The sequence below is a fragment of the Candidatus Clostridium eludens genome (assembly GCF_045310515.1).
Classification (GTDB): Bacteria; Bacillota; Clostridia; order Clostridiales; family Clostridiaceae; genus Clostridium_B; species Clostridium_B eludens.
The window spans coordinates 14369-32544 of record NZ_JBJHZX010000004.1 but is presented as its reverse complement, the minus strand read 5'-3'; the positions used below and the strand labels follow the sequence as shown (position 1 = coordinate 32544).

General features: G+C 31.2%; 15 protein-coding genes and 1 riboswitch. Of the genes, 12 read left to right on the top strand and 3 right to left on the bottom strand.

Annotation, left to right across the window (positions count from 1 at the left end):
• The first annotated feature begins 44 nt into the window (after positions 1 to 44).
• A complete protein-coding gene (locus ACJDU8_RS03625; RefSeq protein WP_406790791.1) occupies positions 45 to 1694 on the top strand; it encodes a M20/M25/M40 family metallo-hydrolase in 1650 nt (549 codons plus the stop codon).
• Here the strand turns inward: ACJDU8_RS03625 and ACJDU8_RS03620 are convergent.
• The 3 genes from ACJDU8_RS03620 to hisC form a co-directional block, all read right to left on the bottom strand.
• Positions 1683 to 4769, bottom strand: coding sequence for a YfhO family protein (locus ACJDU8_RS03620; RefSeq protein ID WP_406790790.1), 3087 nt, complete (start codon positions 4767 to 4769; stop codon positions 1683 to 1685). The two genes, ACJDU8_RS03625 and ACJDU8_RS03620, sit on opposite strands and share 12 nt — an antisense overlap.
• Complete coding sequence (locus ACJDU8_RS03615) at positions 4759 to 5733, bottom strand: glycosyltransferase family 2 protein (RefSeq protein ID WP_406790789.1); 975 nt, start codon at positions 5731 to 5733, stop codon at positions 4759 to 4761. The genes ACJDU8_RS03620 and ACJDU8_RS03615 overlap by 11 nt, the downstream gene beginning before the upstream one ends.
• A 324-nt stretch (positions 5734 to 6057) precedes the next feature.
• Complete coding sequence (gene hisC / locus ACJDU8_RS03610; protein ID WP_406790788.1) at positions 6058 to 7128, bottom strand: histidinol-phosphate transaminase; 1071 nt, start codon at positions 7126 to 7128, stop codon at positions 6058 to 6060.
• Between the two features lie 943 nt (positions 7129 to 8071).
• A riboswitch (cyclic di-GMP riboswitch) is annotated at positions 8072 to 8157 on the top strand.
• An 86-nt stretch (positions 8158 to 8243) separates the two neighbouring features.
• On the opposite strand from hisC, the gene ACJDU8_RS03605 reads away from it, so the two are divergent.
• The 11 genes from ACJDU8_RS03605 (at position 8244) to ACJDU8_RS03555 (ending at position 18171) form a co-directional block, all read left to right on the top strand.
• Positions 8244 to 8906 carry a LuxR C-terminal-related transcriptional regulator gene (locus ACJDU8_RS03605; RefSeq protein ID WP_406790787.1) on the top strand — a complete coding sequence of 221 codons (663 nt, stop codon included), beginning with the start codon at positions 8244 to 8246 and terminating at the stop codon, positions 8904 to 8906.
• Positions 8907 to 9250: 344 nt separating this feature from the next.
• On the top strand, positions 9251 to 9607 hold the full coding sequence (locus ACJDU8_RS03600) for a DUF5658 family protein (protein WP_406790786.1): 357 nt from the start codon (positions 9251 to 9253) through the stop codon (positions 9605 to 9607).
• A gap of 30 nt (positions 9608 to 9637) precedes the next feature.
• Positions 9638 to 10300: a sugar transferase gene (locus ACJDU8_RS03595; RefSeq protein WP_406790785.1), complete on the top strand. Its 663-nt coding sequence runs from the start codon at positions 9638 to 9640 to the stop codon at positions 10298 to 10300.
• A gap of 264 nt (positions 10301 to 10564) precedes the next feature.
• Positions 10565 to 11191 carry a response regulator transcription factor gene (locus ACJDU8_RS03590; RefSeq protein WP_406790784.1) on the top strand — a complete coding sequence of 209 codons (627 nt, stop codon included), beginning with the start codon at positions 10565 to 10567 and terminating at the stop codon, positions 11189 to 11191.
• A 14-nt stretch (positions 11192 to 11205) separates the two neighbouring features.
• On the top strand, positions 11206 to 11934 hold the full coding sequence (locus ACJDU8_RS03585) for a YveK family protein (protein ID WP_406790783.1): 729 nt from the start codon (positions 11206 to 11208) through the stop codon (positions 11932 to 11934).
• Positions 11935 to 11950: 16 nt separating this feature from the next.
• Positions 11951 to 12712, top strand: coding sequence for a CpsD/CapB family tyrosine-protein kinase (locus ACJDU8_RS03580; RefSeq protein ID WP_406790782.1), 762 nt, complete (start codon positions 11951 to 11953; stop codon positions 12710 to 12712).
• Positions 12713 to 12748: 36 nt separating this feature from the next.
• Complete coding sequence (gene gmd, locus ACJDU8_RS03575; RefSeq protein WP_406790781.1) at positions 12749 to 13834, top strand: GDP-mannose 4,6-dehydratase; 1086 nt, start codon at positions 12749 to 12751, stop codon at positions 13832 to 13834.
• A 45-nt stretch (positions 13835 to 13879) separates the two neighbouring features.
• The gene (locus ACJDU8_RS03570) at positions 13880 to 14821 is read left to right on the top strand and encodes a GDP-L-fucose synthase family protein (protein ID WP_406790780.1); all 942 of its coding nucleotides are present in this window, start codon (positions 13880 to 13882) and stop codon (positions 14819 to 14821) included.
• A gap of 248 nt (positions 14822 to 15069) precedes the next feature.
• Positions 15070 to 16212 carry a glycosyltransferase family 4 protein gene (locus ACJDU8_RS03565; RefSeq protein WP_406790930.1) on the top strand — a complete coding sequence of 381 codons (1143 nt, stop codon included), beginning with the start codon at positions 15070 to 15072 and terminating at the stop codon, positions 16210 to 16212.
• A 17-nt stretch (positions 16213 to 16229) separates the two neighbouring features.
• The gene (locus ACJDU8_RS03560; RefSeq protein ID WP_406790779.1) at positions 16230 to 17432 is read left to right on the top strand and encodes a glycosyltransferase family 4 protein; all 1203 of its coding nucleotides are present in this window, start codon (positions 16230 to 16232) and stop codon (positions 17430 to 17432) included.
• A 19-nt stretch (positions 17433 to 17451) separates the two neighbouring features.
• Positions 17452 to 18171, top strand: coding sequence for an acyltransferase (locus ACJDU8_RS03555; protein ID WP_406790778.1), 720 nt, complete (start codon positions 17452 to 17454; stop codon positions 18169 to 18171).
• Positions 18172 to 18176 lie beyond the last annotated feature (5 nt).

Below are 18176 nucleotides of genomic sequence, written 5' to 3'. Positions count from 1 at the left end.
GAGATGTATACAAACACAAATATTTTATAAAGAAGGGGTTTTGGTTGAACGATTTGTTTAAGGAAATAGAAAAGTTAACTTTAGATCTGGTTAATATACCAAGTATCAATAATTCTATAGGAGAAAGAAATATATGTAATAGAATAAGCCAGTATATAAATAATATAGAATACTTTAAAGAACATAAAGACTATACTTTTCAAGTTTCTCTTAATCAGGATCCTTATAAAAGGGTTAATGTTTTTGCATTATTGAAAGGAGAAAAAAACTCTTCGAATAAAACCATAATTTTGCATGGACATATAGATACTGTGGGTGTAGACAATTTCGGAGAACTGGAGGAATATGCTTTTGACAGTAAAGTTCTTAATGAAAAATTGAAGGAAATGTATTTACCAGAGGAAATAAAAAATGATTTAAATAGCGGTGATTGGATATTTGGCAGAGGAGCTGCAGATATGAAAAGTGGAGTAGCTGTGCACCTTGTGATTCTTAAAGAGCTGAGTAAAAATGTTAAGAATTTTAGTGGCAATATTCTGTTTATGGCAAATCCTGTAGAGGAAAATCAGCATACGGGTATTATCGAGGCTTTAGATACTTTGAATTATTTAAAAGAAAAATACTATTTAGAATACAACTTAGCTATAAACAATGACTATATTTGTCCTTTGTATCCAGGAGATAACACCAGATATGTTTATACTGGTGCAGTGGGTAAAATTCTCCCATGCTTTTATATTGTGGGAAAAGAAACTCATGTGGGACAATATTTTGAAGGTTTAAATTCTAATTTGATAGGGGCAGAATTAATAAAAAATATAGATTTAAATACAGATTTATGTGATGAATATAGAGGAGAACATACCCTTCCACCTTCTGTTTTAAAATGTAAAGATTTAAAAGGAAGTTATGATGTACAGACTCCCTTTACTACATTTATTTATTTTAATTATTTTGTTCATAATTCTTCTGTGAATAAAGTAATAGATAATTTAAAACATATAGCAGAAAAATCCTTTAATGCTGTGATATCCAAGGCCGATACAGAATATAAAAAGTTTTGCAAATTAACAAAGGAAAAATATAGTCCTTTACCATGGAAAAGTAATATTCTTACTTATGGAGAATTATATGAAGGAGTAAAAAATAGATATGGGTATAAACTGGATGAAGAAATAAGCAATTTAACTAAAACCTTAACAAAACAGGACATGGATATGAGAGAAATCTGTCTTAACATAGTAGAAAAAGTCTGGAAGTTAAGCAATAATAGAGATCCTTCTGTTGTATTATTCTTTGCCCCTCCTTATTGTCCGCACAATATTTTAAAAAGTAAAGATAAAAGTGAAAGTAATGTTATAAAAAAGATAGAGGAATGCGTAGAGGAAATCTCTAGGGAAAGCAATGAAGAATTTAAAATGCTGCAGTTTTTTCCCAGTCTATCAGATAGCAGCTACTTTAAGATAGACGATGATTTTAGTTCTTTGGAAAATTTAATAGATAATTTTCCAAATTGGAAGGAAATATATAATATACCTGTGGATAAAATAAAGAAATTGAATATACCTGCAGTTAATTATGGATGCTATGGTAAAGACGCGCATAAGTGGACGGAGAGAGTATATAAGCCCTATTCTTTTAATATACTGCCTAAACTAATATTAACTACGGTTCATAAGCTTTTAAATGAATAATGTAAAATAAATAATTATACCTAAAATGAATATTACACTAATAATTGCTCCAGGAATGAAACCAGGTGTAATATATGAAAGTTTAATATTATGAACACCGGGTTCCAATACAATACCAGTAAAAACCACATTAACCTTTATCAATTGCTGCTTCTTGCCATCCACTCTTGCAGACCAACCTGAACTGTAAGGAATGTTCAGAGCAAGGATACCCTTTTCATTATTCTTAATATTCCCGCTTATAGTACCACCGTTTACATATAAATTCTCTAAGTTATATTTGTTAAGGTCTTTGACACACTCTGTATAATAATTGTATGAGTTAAACCAGGCATGAGCACTACTAATGACATACTTTCCCTCTGATATTTGTATTTTCAACATTTTAGTGCTATCATCAAGCCTGAAAGTAAAATTGTTAATAGGATATATATATGGATATGTATCTTTCATTTTAGTTGTAGATTTTCCATTAACGGTTAACTTAATCATCTGTCCATTCACAGGTTTTATATTCATTGTAAATAATATTTCCCCCTCAGTTCCCTTTAAAGTATTTGTAATTGGAACATTTACAATTGCACCCTTCTGAGCTGCTAGTACTCCATTCTCATATTTTGCATTTACAGTATATGCATTTTTCCAATCAATAGCTAGCTCAGATGTTGAACTATCTATAGACTTGTTTTTTATTCCCGGTATAACCTTATCAGCTACAGCCGTTTGAAGAAGTGCCGCATCACGCTCTGCTACATTCATCTCATCATAGCTACTCTTACCTGTAGTATTTGAATACCATAAATCAAAACCTACATTATTTTTATTTTCAAATATATTATAATTTTTTGTCTTTTCAATCAGCTGATAAAAATTTGGAGGAGTATAATTATCATTTTTGTATGTGACTAGGTATTTCACCCCAAAAGCTGTTTCTATGAACAAGCGGTCATCAAAATTTTCATATCTACTGGGAGTAACAGAAGGATATAGAATGTTATGATCAACCTTTAACCATTTATGAAGATTCCCATCAATCATACTGTTATACGCACTGGTACCATAATAATTATAGCTCATTGGTGTATTCTCCATTATAGAATTTCTGAAAAGTGTTCTGTAAAATTCACTGTTTGATGGAGTTAATTTACCAAAAATGTAACTTTCTTCTTTATTCTCCATACCAGATTGAGTTTGTAGTATTGCACGACTCACATTAGGTTGCACCAAATAAAGATAAGCATTGGAATTAAGCATGAGTGAAGTTCCTACGCACAAAACCACTGTATAGCTTAATATTTTATTTGTGAACTTCTTTGAAATGTATTTCTTGAATGCCACCATCCATAAAGATATTAAGCCAGCTCCGAGAATTGAAATGTTCAAAATATTTGTTGCCTTTTTACTGTGAATTACATGATCAAATCCTCTTTGTACCCTTGTATAATAAAAAAGTAAGGCTAACAATGTAACGCTTGAAACAAAGTACGCTCCTATTTGTTTCAATCTGTCATTTTCCTCCAACCAATCTGGTACTGCATAGGCTATTGAAAAAATGAGCAGATAATACCATCTTTTAACTGAATATGAAAAACCATTAAAGAAACTTCCAGAATAAGGTGTTAAATACAAAACAAAAAATATACCCACAAGCACTATCTTCCTCTTTGTGATTAATGTGAGTTGTTTCCATGGTAATGCAAAAATAACTAAAAGTATAAGTGGCAGTCCCAAAATACTTGAATAGAAAAACAGTTGATCAGGTAATGAAAGAATATACTTGCTATCATAAAAAATAGGGGTAATTGACGGATTGGAAAATCTGTCTGTTTTTAAAAAGGCTGAAACTGAAGGTACAAAGGCTGTTGCAGCGATTCCTAATGCTAAAATAGCAAATAAAACATACCTTGAAACAGAACTGAGAAATGAATATATCCTTTCTTTAAAGTTCGTTCCTTTTATATTAATAAAAACTATAATAAATATGGCATAAAATATAAAGCTAATAAAACCAAAGTAGAAACTATTTCCAACGGTTAATGCAGCACTTAAAATAAAGAGAAGGGATTTACCGGTCTTTTCATATCTTCTGATACCTAAAATTGTGAGAGGTAACCAAATATATGCATCTGCCATAAAGTCAAAGAAGAGAGAAAACCATATAAAACAAATACAGCCGCCATATATCATTGCCCCAATAAGTGAGCTATATCTTTTCTTGCCTTCATATCTCAAAAGTGCATAACAAATGGACATGGCCAGAAACTGTTTAAATATACTAAATAACAGTTTGAATTCAAGTGTGTTTTCCAAAGTCCAACTTCCTATGCCCAAAGTTTTTAAAAGTAGTGATAAGTAGAAAAATGGACTGGTAGTATAATAATAACTAAATTGTCCAAAAATATCTCCACCAAGCCCATAGCTCCATGACCAGAAGGGCTCTCCTGAAGAAAAGGCCTTTTGAAGAAAAGGCATAAAGTACATGAATTGAGATATACTATCTGTGTCAAATTTTCCAAAAAGTACTCTACTATATAGGATATACAGATGACATGCTATTGAAAACATCAGCAAAAAAACATATGCAAAAAGGTTCTTCAAATTTCGCTGAAGCTTTATTTTGGAGTTCTCCTCAATAATTGTGTCTTCATCAGTTTTTTTAAGTACATGGTGTGTTACCATGAACGTTATAGGTATTGGCAATATTGATGCCAAAAGTGCTGCTACTGAACTAGCAATATTAAATAAGTTCACTAGCAATACTAATGAGACTGTAGATATTATGTAATTGGATAATGTAGTCAAGGGATAGCTTATGAACTTTCTAAAAGTTGGCTTTGTCCTAAATGTAAAGAAACAATTAAGAAAGTATGATCCAATCATGCTTATTATAAATGCAATTGTATGACTTAGTACATATGGTATTTGCAACCATAATAATATACGATACCATACATAATAATGGATGGTATTTATTACACCTATTACAGCAAATCTCATAAAATTAAAAAATCCACTTTCTTTATTTATGAATTTATCAAAATATTGTTTTATAAATAAATATGTGTTATTTTTCATTATCATCTCTCCACTTATGCTGATATTTTGGTGTTTGGATATTTGTTTCATCAACAATAAAATGAGGTCTTCTCTTTACTTCGTAGTAAATTCTGCCGATATATTCACCTATTACTCCCAATGAAATAAGCTGCACTCCACCCATGACCAAAATAGAAGTGATTGTTGTGAAATATCCCGGCATATCTATTCCAACCACAAAAACGTGAATGAGAGAATAAAGTACATAGGATATCCCTAATACTATCATCAGCAAGCCTAAATACAATGTTGATCTCAAAGGCTCATTATTGAATGATATTATGCCATCAATTCCATAATGCACTAGTTTCTTAAAACTCCATTTGCTTGTACCACTTACCCTGTTCTGATTTTCATATTCTATTACTTTCATTTCAAAACCAATCCAGCAAAACATTCCTTTTGAAAATCTATTGTATTCCTGCATAGATAATAATGCATTAACTGCTCTTCTGCTTAAAAGACGGAAATCTCCAACTCCATTTTCTAATTTGACATCAACCATTTTATTTACTATCTTATAATATAATCTTGAAAGGATAGTTCTTGTTTTTGAATCACCGCTCCTATTTCGTTTTGTAATCACCTGATCGTACCCATTATAAAAGTGCCTAATCATCACTGGAATTAATTCCGGTGGATGCTGTAGGTCCGCATCCATAAGTACAACTGCATCTCCTTTGGAATATGATAACCCGGCTAAAATCCCCGCTTCTTTGCCAAAATTCCTTGTAAAAGAGATATATTTAACACGAATATCATCCTTCTGAAATTTTTTGATCACATTAAGTGTATCGTCTTTACTTCCGTCATCAATAAAAATAAGTTCATAATCATAGTTTTGAACAATACTATCGGTTTCGAGTACCTCAGTTAATTTTTTATATGTCATTTCTATTCCACTACCCTCATTATAAGAAGGTACAACTACAGACAATATCATAGCCTCACCCCTCAACATATTATTATTGTTCTCATTGAACTTCTACACTTTGTGATGTTATTCTTTACAATAAATGCATCATTTAACATTATAACATCGAATTAACAATTAATCTATTGTCTAACTGACATGTTTATGTAAGATAATCCATAAAGCATAGAGCATAGAGCATAGAGGCTTTGGGATATGTTTTTCTGTTGGCATTAATGGTTTATGCTGCAAACGGAGCCTGTTTTCTCATGTTTTGTAAAATAACTATAGCATCTTTGACTTGTTATTTATTTTTATATACTTAAATACTATTAATTTTTTCAAATTAGCACATTATAAATATGTTTTTGAGATAATGTTTTTTAATTTGTTTATAAGTATGTCCATTTCTTCATCAGTTCCTATGGTTATCCTGAGAAAGTTATGGGTTCTTGGTTTGTCAAAATGTCTAACAAGAATTCCATCATTTTTTAATTCTCTAAATATTATTTTAGCATGGGTTTTGTTGTGGCTGACAAATAAAAAATTGGTTTTAGATTCTAACACCTTAAATCCTAGAGCTTTAAGATAGGGTATTACTTTTTTTCTCGTATTTATAATTTTTGAACTAATGTTTTTAAAATAAGGTTCATCTTCAAAAGCTGCTTTTGCTCCTGCTAGGGAAAGGCGGTTAACTGTATATGAATTTATAGAATTTTTAATTCTGTTTAAGCCTTCTATTAGATCTATATGGCCAAAAGCAAAGCCAACCCGTAGTCCTGCTAATGCTCGTGATTTAGAAAGGGTCTGTACAACCAATAAATTTGGATAATCATTTACAAATCTAGCTAGAGATTCTCCACCGAAATCTATATATGCCTCGTCAATTATAACAACACTTTCCATATTACATTCTACAATTTTTTTTAAACATTCAATAGACATATATCTAGTAGTTGGTGCATTAGGATTTGGAATTACAATTCCACCATTTTTAATGCAAAAAGAATCTATAGGGATATCAAAATTATCATCCAAAGGAATTAATTTATATTTTAGCTTAAATAACTCAGCATAAACCTCATAAAAACTATATGTTATATCTGGAAAAAGTATAGGTGTTCCTTGATTAAAGAAAGCCATAAAAGAAAATGCTAATACTTCATCAGAACCATTACCTATAAAGACTTGATCTGAGGATAACTCGTAATAATTGGCTAAAGTATTTCTCAGGTCATCACAATTGGGATCAGGATATAACTGAAGGTTGTTATTAGCTGCTTGTTCTATAGCGTTAATCACTTTAGGAGAAGGCGGATATGGATTTTCATTAGTGTTTAGTTTAATGTATTTTTTATTTTTAGGCTGTTCTCCTGGAACATAGGGTTCAATGTTTTTGGCAATTTCGCTCCAATATTTACTCATATATAATACTCCCTTCTATTTGTGCACTTTTAAATTTATGTATGTTATAATATTATTTCAAATTGTATAAATTATCAATGTAGTTTTTAAATATTAACTAAGTAAATATCATCCATGGATAGGACTACTAATCTACTTAAACATAATATATCTAAATCACTGTCCGTACTTCAGGACATCCATTTATTCCATTAGAGAATAATAATTAGTCAAAAAAACAGACTTTAGGCTATTTTTTTGACTAATTAATTATAAAATTTATAAAAAGTAGAAGGATTTTTATACCTTATATAGAATAATGTTATAATATAAATACTAGCTGTAAAAGTTGTAAAAATAAATATATCTTTGCAAAAGGAATTATTAAAATTTATTAACAGAAATATTTTTACTTATGAGATTAAAGGACATTTAAAAACTATTACAATCATCATGTTTCAACAGTTCAAAGATCTTATTTCAATAAACTTGTTAGTTATAATAGATTTGCAGAATTAATGTAAGAAATGTTAGTTCCATTACTATTATGTATGACTAAATTTAGGTTTGGCAAGTGCATAGGAATATCTTTTCTAGATCCTAATACATTGGATGTACATTGGATGTACGTGACAATAGAAGGGTACATTCACATATCATTTTACAGGTAACACAGATGATAAAAATCAAAACTTGACAAAGGATTTATTTAGTAAGTTATTCGGATATAAAGTACCCCTGAATTAGGATAAGGTGTAAAGATTGAAGATAAGGTTCAGAAGGTAAAAGACTTAGTGGAAGAGCCTAAATGGAGTAAGCTCCATCTGGCATGGATATTTTTAGGAAGATATATAGTAATTTCAAAGATACTCAAAATTCTTGAAAAAACAGAAAATAGATATATTCTATAATAAAATGAGAGGAGTTGTTAAGTATTATATAAGCATTATTTGGAATAAAATATAGGAAATAAGGAGACAAAGAAGTATGTTTTATATTTGGGCACTTTTAAGACATATGGAGTCAATGGTGCAACCGGCCTAAGTTTACCGTTCATATGGTTAAACTGGGTCTTTTTATTTTATATAGAGAATTAAGTGATATTATTGTTGGAGAAAACAGGGGGAAGATACGTTATGAAGGTTATTATTTTATCAAGATATGCTTTAATAAGACAGGGTATATATTCAATTATATCAAGGCGTAATTATGCTGACATAATGCTTATTGCAGAAACATTAAAAGAGGCAGTTCCGTTAATTAAATCAAATAATATTAATATTGTTTTATTTGATCTACATCAACAAAATAAAGATGAATTGCTGTTAATTAAAGAAATGAAAGAATGTGGTGTTAAAAGTAAATTCATAATGTTAGATTTTAATAAAGATAAAAATATCTTTGTAGAAGCCATTAGGTGTGGCGTAGAAGGATACATATTAGGAAAATCAGATGAAATGGAACTTTTATATATCATAGATCAAATTTACAAAGGGAAAAAATACTATGACTCTTATTTTATAGACTGTTTGGTCAGAGAAAATGCCATCCAACCCGAAAAAATGGAACAGCTCACTCCAAGAGAGAAAGAAATTTTATGTGAAATAGGAAAAGGTTTGAGTAATCAAGAAATATCACGAAAACTTCATATTTCTGAAAATACAGTAAAAAAACATAATAATCATATATTTGACAAACTGAATATAAGAGATAGAACACAGGTGGCTTTGTATGCTAACAGATGCGGAATGTTAGAGGTTAATGATGATTCTGTTAATGATAATTCTAATGTATGTTAAATGTGTGCTGCTTTAATAGAGTGAAATATTCATGGCAGTATGTGTTAGAGTTTTAATTAAGTTACTTTAAAAATAACTATAGTAGATAGACAGTATTATATTGTTTATGTACTATAGTTATTTTTTTGTTTTTATTCATGGTAACTTAATATTTTATACTACCCCAATAATAAGACTATATAATGCTTAATCATAGCAGATGGATTATACGGACTATTACACATAGTATAAAAAAATTAAACTACAGTATGATGGGTAAAAAATATAAAAATAGTAAAATAACAATAATAAGTTTATCAATTTATAATTTTTGTTTTATTAATTTATTATTGGAGGTATGATAATTGCTTGTATTTATAAGAAATTACAGTTTGAGTAATATAAGAAATAAATTTATTATTTTATGTCTGTTGAACATAAGTGATATGTTCTTTACTCGAATGCTTTTAAATACCGGATATTTTATAGAAGCAAACCCTTTAATGGTAAGTGTAGTGCACAATTTAAAAGTTGGTTTTTGGATCAAAATTGTACTGCCGACAGTACTTTTATCTTTTTTATATTTTAGAATGCAAAAGGCTATAGAAGCACAGTTAAAAAAAAGTAATTTTATAATTAATGGGATTGTTTTAATGTATATAGCTATTAATATCTTTCATTTAATTTGTCTTGCTATATATATTTGTATGTATAAATTTTAATGTGATAAACCATTTTTAAGGGGGAGAATTATGGAAAACTTAAAATTGTCACAAGAGTATGTGGAATATTCGGTGGAGTATAAAAAGAGTAAAGTCTATGTGGTAACTAAACGGCTTATAGATATTTTAGGAGCTCTGATAGGAATAATATCTCTTAGTCCTTTGATGATTATTGTAGCCATATTAATAAAGGTTAATTCAAAAGGGTTGATAATATTTTCACAAGAAAGAGTCGGTATAAATGGAACAATATTTAAAATGTATAAATTTCGATCAATGGTTGCTAATGCAGAACAGATATTAGATAAGTTGAAAGATAGAAATGAAATGTCCGGACCCATGTTCAAAATTAAATATGATCCTAGAATTACAACAGTTGGCAGATTTATCAGAAAAACTAGTATCGATGAATTGCCTCAACTTTTCAATGTTTTAAAAGGAGACATGTCCTTGGTGGGACCAAGACCTAATTTACCCAGGGAGGTTGCTGAATTTTCGGACTATCATAGAAAAAAATTATTAGTGAAACCAGGCTTAACCTGTTATTGGCAGGTAATGGGCAGAAATGAGATTGGATTTGAGGATTGGATAAAATTGGACATTAGATATTTAAAGGAAAGAAATTTATGGATTGATATAAAACTCATAATGAGAACAGTTTTTATCTTATTTGGAGATAAAAATGCAAGATAAGAGGAATATCAATGTAAGATGTAAAACCTTATGATTCAATACTACTTAAGGGTAACTACTTATATTAGAAATTTATACTACTTTCATAGTATAAGTGTACTATACAAGATATGCCACTTGGTAATAAAAGATTAGACCGGGGTATGATGGAATATAATGAAATTAGTAGTAATATAGGAATATATTAAAACTTGGCCAAGCTATTTTGCAGAATTCCTAGTTTTCTGGGGAGATTACATTAAAAGTAAGGAATTGAGAAGTATTATGAAAGTTATAGTTATATCTAATTGTTCTGTTATAAGAGAAGGAATAGTAGCCCTTTTGTCTAGGTATGATCACATATCCATACAGTTTATTGGCGAAACAATAAAAGAAGCAATGCTTATGATAAAAGGTAATATGGCTGATATTTTACTGTTGGATATTCATAAGGATAACGAAGAAGAATTAAACATAATTAATGAATTAACCACTGCACAGGTGGATATTAAACTAATAGCAATAGACTTTAATGGTGAAAAAGATATCTTTGTTAAGGCATTAAAGAGTGGAGTTCAAGGGTACATATCAGGCAAATCAAATGAGGAAGAAATAATGTATGCAATAGAACATGTATATAAGGGAAAAAAATATTTTGATTCATATTTTGTTGACTCTATGATAAATGAAAACATTGAGTTACCAAATGGATTGGAGCTGTTAACCAATAGAGAAAGTGAAATATTGATAGAAGTGGCAAAAGGATTAAGCAATCGTCAGATTTCTCAGGAGTTTTTTATAACAGAGCATACCGTAAAAAAGCATATTAATCATATATTCAATAAGTTAAATATTAAAGATAGGACAGAGGCAGCACTCTATTGGAATAAATATGGGATGGCAAATAGGTAGGAGGAATAAAGCTCATGGAAAATAAAAACAGTGCTGAAGATTTATCACTAATAGATATTATAAAAATCTTGAAGAAGAAAGTAGGGTTTATTGTACTTATTACAGTATTGTGTACTAGCGTTATGGCAGTAAAAGTCACACTTCTCTCAACACCAATGTATGAAGCACATACCACTGCCATAATAGTCAAGGGGGATACAAGTATTGTACAAAGTTCAAAGAATCAACCACAGTATACACAGGATGATATTTTGTTATATGAAAAAATGGTAGATACCTATGCGCAAATAGCTCAATCAAATTTAGTAATAGATAAGACTGCGGAAGTATTGAAGAACTATTCATCCTCGCAAATAAAAGCAATGGTGGCAGCTGCCCCAATATCTTCTTCAACATCTTCTTCAACAAATGGTACAGGCAATACACAAATAATTCAATTAAATGCAGTAAGCAGCAACAAGGATGAGGCTGCGAAAATTGCAAATGTATATTGTAGAAGCTTTATTGAACAAAGCATGAGTATATTGTCAGTGGGAAAAATTCAAGTATTAGATGAGGCAAAGCCGCCAATTAGTCCAATACCAGCAAATAAATCTAAAAAGATCCTTGAGGGATTCTTATTTGGATTACTTTTATCAGTTGTTATAGTACTGTTCAAGAATTATGTGGATAGCTTAAAGATAAGAAATGAAAATCAAATTACTAATATATTAAATATGCCAGTATTAGTTGTTATTGAATAATAAGGCAGGTGTAATAATGAAAAAGGATAATAGGAGAAATCACGTTATGGAAAAATACAGAATATTACGCAACATTATGGAGAATCATAACAAAGATAATATTAAGTGCATTAGTATTACCAGTAATAGTGATAATGAAGGAAAAACAACTGTAGCTAAAAATTTAGCAATGTCATTGGCCATATATGGTAGAAAAACATTATTTCTTGATTGTAGCTTAGGGGACAATACAAGAATTGAGAGCTTTGACGCAGACAGTACTAGAGGATTAATTGGCATATTGAGGGATATAGGTAAATTAAAAACTCAGCAGTTAGATAGAGAAAAAACTAATGAAGTATCCTTAAAAAGCTATATAAAAGAAACTAAATATGAATATTTATCAATAGCATCATTAGGTGAATACAACCTAGATAGCTATAGTTTAATATTTAAAACAGAGTATTTAAAGGTTGTTATGAAAATTCTAAAGAAAAAATTTGATTACATAATTATTGATGCACCTTCCTTTTCTAATTTAAGTTATACACAGATTATCACGGGGGCCACTGACGGATGCTTGTTTGTTTTAAAAGAGGGTGCTAATGCAGTGACAGAAGGTGGAGCAATCAAAGACAAAATAAATACTGTAGGTTGTAGGATATTAGGTTGTGTATTAAATAAAGAAAAAGATTCAACTAAACTATTTGGTGATAAGAATAACAGCTTTGTTGATGTTAAGTATCCTGGTAGAAAGAAAAAAGTGATTATGGAAAAAGGTGCTGAAATAGAGGCTTAAAAATCATTAAAAAATGGGAGATGAGGAGAATTTAATATGATAAAGAGGGCATTAATTACAGGTATAACAGGACAAGATGGATCATATTTAACTGAGTTGTTATTATCAAAAGGTTATGAGGTACACGGATTAATTAGAAGAGCAAGTACTTTTAATACTAAAAGAATAGATCATTTATTTGAAAACCCTGAAATAGGCAATAAGAAATTATTTCTTCATCACGGAGATTTAACAGATTCAAGCAATTTAAATAGAGTGATAGAAAAAATTCAGCCAGATGAGATATACAATTTAGCAGCTCAAAGTCACGTGCAAGTTTCTTTTGAAGTTCCTGAGTATACTGCTGAAACAGATGGTATAGGAAGTCTTAGAATACTGGATGCTATAAAAGTGAGTGGCTTGAAATGTAAGTTTTATCAAGCATCAACATCAGAGTTATTTGGAGGGCTACCAGAAACAGCGCCACAAAGTGAAGAAACTCCGTTCTATCCCAAGAGTCCATATGGAGCGTCAAAACTTTATTCGTATTGGATAACAGTTAACTATAGGGAGTCATACAATATATTTGCATGTAATGGAATATTATTTAATCACGAATCTCCAAGAAGAGGGGAAACCTTTGTTACAAGAAAAATTACAAGGGCCGTGGCTAGCATAATGGCAGGGAAACAAGAAAAATTGTCTCTTGGAAACTTAGATGCAAAAAGAGACTGGGGGTTTGCGGGAGACTATGTGGAGGCAATGTGGCTTATATTACAGCAAGAAAAGCCTTATGACTTTGTTATAGCTACTAATGAAACTCATACAGTAAGAGAGTTTGTGGACTTATCCTTTAAGGAAGTCGGGATTGACATAGAGTGGGAAGGTACTGGGGTAGAAGAAAAAGGATATGACAAGGTTACGGGAAAACTTCTTATAGATGTTAATCCAAGATATTTTAGACCTGCAGAGGTTGAACTCTTATGGGGAGATTGTAGAAAGGCTGAAATGGAGCTTGGGTGGAAACGAAAAGTTGATTTTCCTGGGTTAGTGAAAATGATGATAGATGGAGATATGAGGGAAATTGCTGGACTAAGTACTGAAGAATTCTTAACACAAAATGAAGCAGCCATAACAAAGTAGTAATGAAGACGGTAGAGTTTGTTCTAATCTTAAGGAGTGAAGAAAATGGAAAAGAACAGCAAGATATATGTAGCGGGGCACAAGGGATTGGTTGGTTCTGCTATAGTTAGAAAGCTAAAAGAAAAAGGTTACGAAAATATAATTGGGAAAGCTCATAATGAACTTGATTTAATAGATTCAGCTGAGGTTGAAGAATTCTTTGAAACAGAAAAACCTGACTATGTATTTTTGGCAGCAGCTAAGGTAGGGGGAATTCTTGCAAATAGCACTTATCCTGCGGATTTTATATATGAAAACTTACAAATACAAAATAATGTCATAGGAATGGCCTATAAGTATAAAGTGAAGAAGTTAATGTTCCTTGGAAGTTCGTGCATTTATCCTAAAATGTGTCCTCAACCAATAAAGGAAGAGTATTTGCTTTCAGGATATTTGGAAGAAACAAACGAAGCATATGCATTAGCAAAAATATCTGGGCTTAAAATGTGTCAATTCTTTAATAAACAATATAGGACAAACTATATAAGTGTAATGCCTACAAACTTATATGGACCTTATGATAACTTTCATCCACAAAATTCTCATGTAATGCCAGCATTAATTAGAAGATTTCATGAAGCAAAAGAAAACAATATTCCAGAAGTTGTGGTATGGGGAAGTGGAACTCCGCTCAGAGAATTCTTATATTCGGAGGACATGGCAGACGCTTGCGTTTATTTAATGGAAACATATGAGGGAAATGATTTCTTTAATATTGGTACCGGTAAAGAAATTACTATAAGAGAACTTGCTGAAATGGTTAAGGAAGTTGTGGAATATGATGGAAAGTTAGTATTTGATGCTAGTAAACCAAACGGAACGCCCAGAAAGCTTCTTGATGTAAGCAAACTTGAAGAAGCAGGATGGACCTATAAGACTGAGCTTAGAGATGGTGTTGAGAAGGCTTATGAGTGGTTTAAGAGGAATTATTTTAATAATTATAAATAAACATAATACAAAAAATGTTAACTCCACATCAGGATAAAGCAAATTGAATATGTTTTTTAGAAAGGGACATATATTAATTGGTTAAATATTTAACAATGTGTTGCAAATTTGGCTACATGTTAAATATTAAAAATAAAAAAGTATTTTGAATTAAAACGTGGATTTGAAAGGAAGTAATTAATTTGAGGAAGGTGAAAAAACGGATTAATTGGCAGGATAATGAAGCTGACAAAAAACTGAAAATTGCAATGATTGGCCATAAGCGTATTCCATCGCATGAAGGTGGTATTGAAATAGTTGTTGAAGAATTGTCCACAAGGTTGGTTAAACATGGACATACAGTTCACGCTTATAACAGAAAAGGTCACCATGTTTCAGGAATAGAGTATGATAAATTGCATAACAAGTTGAAAGAGTACAAAGGCATAAAAGTGATTACGGTATTTACTGTGAAAAGAAAAGGTTTGGCAGCATTGACATCATCCTTCTTTGCAACTCTAAGAGCTTTATTCGGTGGATATGATGTAATACATTTTCATGCAGAGGGACCAAGTGCAATGCTGTGGTTACCACATTTGTTTGGTGTTAGGGTCGTAGTTACAATTCATGGTCTTGACTGGCAAAGGGCAAAGTGGGGTAAATTTGCTACTAAGTATCTGAAACTTGGAGAGAAAGTTGCTGCTAAGTTTGCTGATGAGATTATTGTTTTATCGAAGAATATACAGCAGTACTTTAGAGATACCTATGGCAGAGAAACAATGTTTATACCAAACGGTATTGACAAGCCTGAAATTGTAGGAATTTCTGCAATCGAACAGAAATGGGATCTTAAAAAAGATGAATACATACTGTTCCTTGGCAGAATTGTTCCTGAAAAAGGTCTTGGCTATTTAGTTGATGCTTTTCGCAAAATAGATACTTTAAAGAAGTTGGTTATCGCCGGTGGATCAAGTGATACAGATGACTTCATGGTTGAGATCAAGAATAAAGCAAAAGCAGATAATAGGATTATATTCACAGGTTTTGTTCAGGGTGAATCATTAGAAGAACTTTATAGTAATGCTTATGCCTATGTTCTACCAAGTGATCTTGAGGGAATGCCAATTAGTCTTCTTGAAGCGATGAGTTATGGAAACTGCTGTATCGTTTCAAATATCCCGGAATGTACAGAAGTTGTTGAGGATAAGGCGGTAGTTTTTAAGAAAAGTGATGTTCAGGATTTAAGTGAAAAGTTGGAATGGATTTGTGCGAATCCAGATATAGTTGATAAATATAAAAAAGAAGCAAGTGGATTTATTTGTGGCAAATACAACTGGAATAGCGTAGTTGAAGATACCATTGAGTTGTATCAGAAACAACGTGAACCTGTTAGAAATTCAATTTTAAGATAATTAAGAAGGATAGTATTATGAAAATATTAATGGTCAATAAATTCCTCTATCCGAATGGCGGATCAGAAACTTATATGTTTAAGTTAGGACAATACTTAACCTCATTAGGGCACGAAGTACAATATTTTGGTATGGCAGATGAAAAAAATATTGTAAGCAATAGTGCTAATAGCTATACCTCAAATGTTGATTTTTACAATGGGAAAAAGCTAAGCAAACTGACATACCCATTTAAGATTATATATTCGAGAGAAGCACGAAAGAAAATCGCCGTTGTGTTAGATAATTTTAAACCGGATATTGTCCATATGAATAATATCAACTTTCAACTGACACCTTCAATTTTTTATGAAATCAAAAAGTGTGATATAGCACTAGTTCAAACAGTTCATGATTCACAGATTGCATGTCCAAATCATCGTCTCTATATCGAGTCCAAAGGAACTATTTGTGAAAAGTGCCTTAATGGCAAGTATACGAATTGTCTGAAAGAAAAGTGTATGCAATCTTCATCGCTTAAGAGCGCTATTATGATGTTTGAATCAATCTATTATCACAAGAGAAATACATATAATTTAGTTGATAAATATATTTGTCCAAGCAATTTCATAGCTGAAAAGATTAGACAAGGTGGAGTTGAAAAGGATAGAACCACAGTTCTTTATAACTTTTCTGATAAAATTGAAAAAACTCCTGGCAAAATTGATTCACAACCTTATGCTCTATACTTTGGAAGATTAAGTAAGGAAAAAGGAATTCTCACTTTAATTTCTGTATGTAAGGAACTTTCAAAGATTAAATTTGTATTTGCGGGAGTTGGCCCGTTAACTGATGAGTTAGAAGGAATAGATAACATTGAATTTGTGGGATTCAAGAATGGCAGTGAGTTACAAAGTCTAATCAGTAATGCTGAATTCTCTTTATATCCGTCTGAATGGTATGAAAACTGTCCATTGTCAGTCATTGAGTCGCAGGCTCTTGGAACACCAGTAATTGGCTCAGATTTAGGTGGTACTAGGGAATTGATTGAGACTGGAAAGACTGGGCTGATTTTTGAGGGCTGTAGTAAAAGTGGATTAAAGGATGCAATATTAAAGCTGTGGGCCGACAGAATTTTATGTAAACAAATGAAAAATGAGTGTCTATCAAGAAAAAGCAATACTATTGATATATATACAGAAAAACTTATGAAGATTTACAAATCAGTTATATCTAAATGATAATGTGGAGGATAGAGAAGTGATTAAATTAGTATCATGGCTAATTAGTAAAATTAAACATCGTGAATATAAGGTAGACGAAAGAATTACATCTGGCGATTTAATAATGATTATTATTGGTCGAACTCTTATGATTTTAAGAGGAATCCATCATAAAATTTTATTTAAGAAAGCGCCAGGTGCTATATTTGTTGGAAAAAATGTGAATATTTACTCTCATAAGAATATGGAATGTGGACGCGGTATTACCATTGAAGATGGTTGCTTTATTAATGCCTTATGTAAAAATGGTGTTCATATTGGTAAAAACTTTTCTTTAGGAAGAAACAGTATTATTGAATGCACAGGAGTTATTCGCGAACTAGGTGATGGACTGTTTATCGGTGATGATGTAGGGATTGCTGCAAATGCATTTATTTCTATGAGAGGTAAAGTTGAGATTGGTCGTAATACAATTTTTGGACCAGGAGTAAAACTATTTGCTGAAAACCACAATTTTGCTGACCTAGAAATTCCTATTTTCTTGCAGGGTGCAACCCGGAAGGGAATTAAAATTGGAGAGGATTGTTGGATTGGCGCCAATGCTGTAATTCTAGATGGCGTTCATATTGGCAATAAAGTTATTGTAGCTGCGGGTGCAGTTGTCAACAAAGATATACCGGATTATTCGATAGTTGGCGGTATTCCGGCTAAAGTAGTGAAAATGCGCTATGCTGAAATAGAAAAAATAGGATCTTGATAATG

Coding starts and splice junctions, on each gene's coding strand:
- hisC (WP_406790788.1), bottom strand. CDS start 7,128: ATGAGTAAATATTGGAGCGAAATTGCCAAAAACATTGAACCCTATGTT.
- ACJDU8_RS03580 (WP_406790782.1), top strand. CDS start 11,951: ATGAAAAAGGATAATAGGAGAAATCACGTTATGGAAAAATACAGAATA.
- ACJDU8_RS03560 (WP_406790779.1), top strand. CDS start 16,230: ATGAAAATATTAATGGTCAATAAATTCCTCTATCCGAATGGCGGATCA.
- ACJDU8_RS03595 (WP_406790785.1), top strand. CDS start 9,638: ATGGAAAACTTAAAATTGTCACAAGAGTATGTGGAATATTCGGTGGAG.
- ACJDU8_RS03605 (WP_406790787.1), top strand. CDS start 8,244: ATGAAGGTTATTATTTTATCAAGATATGCTTTAATAAGACAGGGTATA.
- ACJDU8_RS03590 (WP_406790784.1), top strand. CDS start 10,565: ATGAAAGTTATAGTTATATCTAATTGTTCTGTTATAAGAGAAGGAATA.
- ACJDU8_RS03570 (WP_406790780.1), top strand. CDS start 13,880: ATGGAAAAGAACAGCAAGATATATGTAGCGGGGCACAAGGGATTGGTT.
- gmd (WP_406790781.1), top strand. CDS start 12,749: ATGATAAAGAGGGCATTAATTACAGGTATAACAGGACAAGATGGATCA.
- ACJDU8_RS03615 (WP_406790789.1), bottom strand. CDS start 5,733: ATGATATTGTCTGTAGTTGTACCTTCTTATAATGAGGGTAGTGGAATA.
- ACJDU8_RS03620 (WP_406790790.1), bottom strand. CDS start 4,769: ATGAAAAATAACACATATTTATTTATAAAACAATATTTTGATAAATTC.
- ACJDU8_RS03585 (WP_406790783.1), top strand. CDS start 11,206: ATGGAAAATAAAAACAGTGCTGAAGATTTATCACTAATAGATATTATA.
- ACJDU8_RS03565 (WP_406790930.1), top strand. CDS start 15,070: ATGATTGGCCATAAGCGTATTCCATCGCATGAAGGTGGTATTGAAATA.